Source organism: Sutterella sp., assembly GCF_052272535.1.
Classification (GTDB): domain Bacteria; phylum Pseudomonadota; class Gammaproteobacteria; order Burkholderiales; family Burkholderiaceae_F; genus Sutterella.
Window position 1 is genome coordinate 1 of record NZ_DAVZJY010000191.1, and the last position, 4616, is coordinate 4616.

The following is a 4616-nucleotide window of genomic DNA, read 5'->3' on the forward strand; positions in this document are numbered from 1 at the left end:
TCCGGCGGCCGGCCCGCTGCGCATCCACCCCCCGGCACGCGACCGGAGCGGGCGGCTTTCGGATCAACTCTCCGCAAGGAGCGCAAGGATCTCTTCGCGGCTGAGGCGCGCCGAGACGTCCGAACCTTCGAGGAGCGCGTCCGCCAAGGACTTCTTCGTCGCGTGGAGCTCGAGGATCTGCTCCTCGATCGAGTTCGCGGCGACGAGCCGGTAGATCGTCACCGGGTTTTCCTGCCCGATGCGGTACGCACGGTCAGATGCCTGGTCCTCCACCGCAGGATTCCACCAGGGGTCGAGGTGGATCACGTAGTCTGCGGCCGTGAGGTTGAGGCCCGTTCCGCCCGCCTTGAGGCTGATGAGAAAGAGCGGCATGTCGCCGCGCTGGAACTGCGCGACGCGCTTGACGCGCTCGCCCGCGGGAGTCGCGCCGTCAAGGTACAGATACGGGATCCCGCGCTCATCGAGCGCCCGGCGGATCAACGCCAGGTGAGACGTGAACTGACTGAACACCAGCGCCCGGTGCCGGCCTTCGGCGAGATCGCCCACCAGATCGAGGAAGGCCGCGGTCTTCGACGAGGCCGCGCCGGCGTACTGCGCCTCGCCGAGAAGTTCGAGGCTGCAGGCGGCCTGACGAAGCTTCGTCAACTGCGCGAGCGCCTCGACCGGATTCATTTCGCCCTCGCCGATGCGCTTCGCCGCCTCCCCGCGGATGCGTTCATAGACGGCGCGCTCGTCGGCCGAGAGCTCCACGCGGAGCGTGATTTCGGTCTTCTCGGGGAGTTCGTCCAGAACCTCCGCCTTCGTGCGGCGGAGGATGAAGGGAGAGATGAGGCGCTGCAGGACCCGCTGACGGTCGCGGTCGCGGTTCTTTTCGACCGGAATCACGAAGCGTTCGGCGAATTGCCGCCGCGAACCGAGCAGCCCCGGGTTCGCAAACTCGAAGAGCGTCCAGAGCTCGGAGAGATGGTTTTGAAGCGGCGTGCCGGTGAGGAGCACGCGCGCGGAGCCCCTCAATTCCATCGCGGCCCGGGCGGTCTTCGTCTCGTGGTTCTTGATCGCATGGGCTTCATCCAACACGATCGTCCCCCAGGCGCGGGCCTTGAGCAGCTCGGAATCACCCGCCATGACGCCGTAGGAGACGAGGAGCACGTCGCCACCGGCCGCCGTCTGAACGGCGGCGGCGCGGTCCGTGACCTGGTTCACGACGACGGGCCTCAAGACCGGAGCGAAGCGCCTCAATTCATCCACCCAGTTGTAGAGGACGGAGGTGGGCGTCACGACGAGCGCGGGTCCCTCGTCGGTGCGCGCGATGAGAAGCGCGATCGTCTGGAGCGTTTTCCCGAGGCCCATGTCGTCGGCCAAAAGCGCACCCGCGCCCCAGCTCGAGAGGCGCGAGAGCCACTCGAAGCCCTCGATCTGGTAGGCGCGCAGGTCCGCGCGCAGCCCCGCGGGAACGGCGGGCGTCGCGTTGCGCGCCGCATGGATGCGGGCGACGAGCTTTTCATACGCCGCGTCGGCCTCGAGCTTCACGCCCGCGGCCTCCAGGTCCTCAAGCATCGGGGCGTTGAAGGCGGAGATCCCGACCGCGCCCGACTTCTCCCCGCGCGCGAACCCGTCGAAGAGCGCGAGCTGCCGGCGCAGACTCTCGGTCACGGCGACGTATTCGGCTCCTTCCAAGCGGATGAAGCCCGTCTTCGCCCCGTGCACCGCCCCGAGGAGCTCCGCGAAGCTCATCTGTGTCTTCGGACCGAACTTCAATTCGCCTTTAATCTGCAGCCAGTCACCGATGGTCTTGACGGAGAGCTGCAGCGAATCGGCCGAGAGCTTCGGCTGCCGGACGACGAACTCGGCGCCCTCGGGCCACTCAACCACGACGGTCTTCGAGAGAACGCGCGCAGCCTCGAGGAGCTCCAAACAGTCCGCCATGCCGAGGCGCCAGGTGTATTCGTCCTCGCGGTAGCCGGAGATGGGCTCAAGAGCCGCCGTGAGGGCTTCGAAATTCGCCGACTCCGCCTTGCGGTCTCGGGAGACCTGCACGGTGCGCCCCTTGACCGCCGCGGCGACGAAGTCGAGGCCCTGTCCCGGCCGGAAGACGACCTCAGCCTCCGGAATCGGCCGCACGACCGCCTTCGCGACGTATTCGCCTTCGCCAGACGCCGTGATGCGCAGCGTGATCTTCGCGTCGCCCGCACGCTTTTCGTCCGTTCCCTCCGCGTTTTTGAGAATGTCCGACATCACGGGCGTGAAGCGCGACAGCGTGCCGAGATAGGTCGAAAGCTTCTCTTCGGCCTCTGCGGGGAAGGCGTAGTTCACCTCCTCGAGGCCGCGGAGCATCTTGCGGTCGGCCTCGTCGGGTTCGATCACTTCGATGCGGTGGTCGCCCAATGTGCGCACGGAATACGCACTCCAATTGAGGCTGAAGCCGCTCACAAGGTTCGTGGAGACGCGGAAGGCTCCCTTTTTCTTCACGACCGTCAGCTGCAGCGGGGTCTTCACCACCTCGAGGCGTACGTCCGGCTTGACGGCGTTGTAGACGTTCGGATTTCCCACGAGCGCGAGGAGCGCCTTCACGGGCGCAAAGACCCAGCGCGACGTGCTCCCTCTCGGATGCACGAGCGTCTGCTGCACGAGCGTGTCGGCATCGCTCATGCCCGCGACGCCTTTCTGGAAGGCCGCCTTCGTGAGGTCCGTGCCCTTGGTCCAGCCGCCCGCCCGCATCTTCTGGACCTTCATCGTGATTTCGTAGCTTTTCGGATCCACGTAGTAGGCGATCCGCACGGCGGGTTCGTCTTCGGCCGTCTTCTTCGGGAGCCTCCCCGCACGGAGCGCCGCCTCGGCCGCGAGCCGATCGAGCACCCGCTCCCATTCGGGCTTGGCCGTGAAGAACGGCATCAAGGGCTTCATGCGGAAGCGCTCCTCGAGCGCCGCCGTCCGTTCGGGGTCGTCAAGGGGCGCAGACCACGCCAATTCGAAGACGGGCCAGAGGTGCAGGAACTGCTCGTCGAGCCGCTGAGCGCGGCGGTTCTCTACGGGTTGGAAGTAGTTCGCCGTAACGAGCCAGAAGGAGCGCGCGATCCACCCGCCCCTCATGAAGAGATCGTCTTGGTACTTCAGTGCGCGCTTCAAGTCCCCGTCCGCCCCAGCCGCAGCCGGCAGGCGCAGATACCAGAGCCGCGCGTCCTCCGCAATCTGCTTCAACTCAAGGAGCCCCGCAAGGCGCTTGCGGCTCTCGAGCGCCTCGTGGTCGCGGCAGAGCGCGGCCGCGTAGAACCAGTTCGAAGGCGGATTGGCGAAGAGGCGCTTGGAGCCCTTGAGCTTCAACGCCTGCACCATGTGCGCGGCGGCCTCCTTCGAGGGTCGATCCTCCGTCATGGCGCAGACGGCCGCAATGATCTCCGCTTCGGCCGTGCCGCCCTTGAGCGCGGCGAGACACGCCTTGGGGTCGCCCTTCCGCAGGAAGTCGCACTGGTAGACGAACCAGTCGTGGAGGGCCGCGTGAAGGCTCCGTTCCTTGACGCCTTCAAGAAGCGGGCCGCGCAGCCGCCCGAGAACCTCCGGGCCGTCGACGCCCTCCGTCGCGCCGGTGTAAAGATTCCAGGAGGGAGCCGTCAGCGCGATCTCTTCGAGCGCGGGCACGATGGCCTTCACGAAGACCTCGGGGAGCGCTTCGAAAAGCGCCGTCCAGTCGCGGGGGGTCTCCCCGGACGGCCGGAGCGCGGACAGATCGAGCGCGAGGAGCAGGAAGCGCGCCCGTTCGGCAGTGAAGAACGCCTTCACCGCCGCGCTCGAAACGCCTTCGGGCACCACCGGCGGAACCGGCGCACCGTGGAGGAAGGCGCAGAAGGAGATGAAGAACCTCTGTGCGAGGCGGGAAGCCTCGTCACAATCATCATCCTCCGAATCGTTCAACCTCGCGGGGGCTTGCGCCGCCCAGCCGGGCTCAGCGTCGGCAGCCGCCTTGACGAACCCTGCGGGCGTGATCGACCAGGCGTCCTGTAGCCTTCCCTGGAACCAGGTGGAGTCGGCAAACCCGGCGGAACGGAGCGGGTCGAGCTTTCCGTAGACGTTCTGGTTCACTTCGGGAAAGAGTCGTTTCACCACATTTCCGATGGTGTAGCTCCAACAAGCGGAGGGCAGGAACGCAAGGGCGAAAAGCAGCTTGCGTGAGACTTCGGAAGCGGACGAGGCGCGGGTGGATGAGCGGCGGGAGGGGCGGGGCATGGGTGCAGGATTTACAGAAAAAAACCGCCCGGAGACGGGCAGCCGATCAAGACTGCCCGCCTCCGGGCGAAATGTCAAACGCCGGCTTCTACGCCTGCGCGCTCCCGGTTCCCGGAAGAACGCCTTGAATCGCCTCCCGGCGGAGCTTCTCCAATTCACCAACGGCGTATTCCGTGACGTCCTCGAAGCCCGCCCCGTCCGCGCGCCGGCGGTAGACGGTGCCGCCGTCACCCGTGACGCAGGGCGCGGCCTCGGGAATGACGTTGACCACGTCGGCGAGCGCAAGCCTCAGGTACTCCGTGAAGGGAACCTCGGGATCAACGAAGATCCAGCCGGAGTCGGAGTCGTCCACTTCGCCGCCGTATTGGAATCCGCAGCACTCGCTGCGGCCCTCC

The 4616-nt window shown here is 66.6% G+C and carries 2 protein-coding genes; both read right to left on the reverse strand.

Going from position 1 to position 4616, the window contains the following annotated elements; translation table 11 throughout:
• Positions 1 to 63: 63 nt before the first annotated feature.
• Positions 64 to 4098: a DEAD/DEAH box helicase gene (locus ACT6Y9_RS08855; protein WP_443744269.1), complete on the reverse strand. Its 4035-nt coding sequence runs from the start codon at positions 4096 to 4098 to the stop codon at positions 64 to 66.
• A gap of 211 nt (positions 4099 to 4309) precedes the next feature.
• A partial coding sequence (locus ACT6Y9_RS08860; protein ID WP_443744270.1) for a hypothetical protein occupies positions 4310 to 4616 on the reverse strand: 307 nt, incomplete at its 5' end.